A 1,003-nucleotide genomic window follows, 5' to 3' on the forward strand; every position below is an offset into this window, starting at 1 on the left:
CCGGATGAATGTCAGTGGCAACACAGCCGGCACTTCCAAAGTCGACATCACCAACCGTCACGGTTTTGGCGCTAAAACCAATAACGGCATCGAGATCATCTCCGTGGGGGGTAACTCTGATGGTCTGTTCACGCTCAATGGTGATTATGTCACCAAAGACGGCAAGCAGGCCATTATGACCGACTCGGCCTATGCCTATACGCTGCAAAAAGGCGGAACCAATACGCCAAATGACGGCAACTGGTATCTGGTCAGCAAGAAGGACAATGCCAATCCTGTCAATCCGGTCGATCCGGATTGCGAGAAGACCAATACCTGTCCTCCAGGCCCTAACCCTGGTCCTAATCCGGGCCGTTACAGCGCTGCGGCCCCGATCTATGAATCCTATGGCTCGACGCTGCAGGCTCTGAACAAGCTGCCGACACTGCAACAGCGTGTGGGTGAGCGTTATCTGGGTAGCTCCAATCAGGTTAATTCCGGTGAAACCGACGGCAAGGCGATCTGGGGTCGCATTGAAGGCGCGCATAACCGTCATGAAAGTGCCTCCACGGCAGGTGATCTGCATCAGGATATCAACTCTTTCATCATGCAGGCCGGTGTGGATGGTCAGTTCTATGAGGATGAGAATGGCACACTGTTTGCTGGCATTACCGGGCAATACGGCAATGCGCGCTCGAATATCGACAACCGGACCGGTGACGGTTCGGGCAGCATCAACACGCAAGGATGGGGGCTTGGTGCCACGGCCACAGGGTATGGTACGTCCGGCTTCTATCTTGATGCACAGGCACAGGCCAACTGGTATGACAGCGATCTTCATGTCGATGCAGTCAACCAGACCCTCAGCAACGGCAATAAGGGCTTCGGTTACGCTCTGAGCCTTGAAGCAGGTCAGCGTTTTGCCATCAACCAGAACTGGTCGCTGACACCGCAGGCACAGCTCATGTGGTCATCGGTGGATTTTGACACCTTTACCGATAGCTATGGCGCGCGCATCTCCAAT

At 54.7% G+C, this 1,003-nt stretch carries 1 protein-coding gene; it reads left to right on the forward strand.

Annotation, left to right across the window (positions count from 1 at the left end; genetic code table 11):
• Positions 1–1,003: autotransporter family protein (locus ABE527_RS21580; protein ID WP_499698255.1), on the forward strand; the 1,003-nt coding region annotated here is incomplete at both ends.

Origin of the sequence: Brucella sp. TWI432, assembly GCF_039674445.1 — a bacterium.
Lineage (GTDB): Bacteria > Pseudomonadota > Alphaproteobacteria > Rhizobiales > Rhizobiaceae > Brucella > Brucella chromiisoli.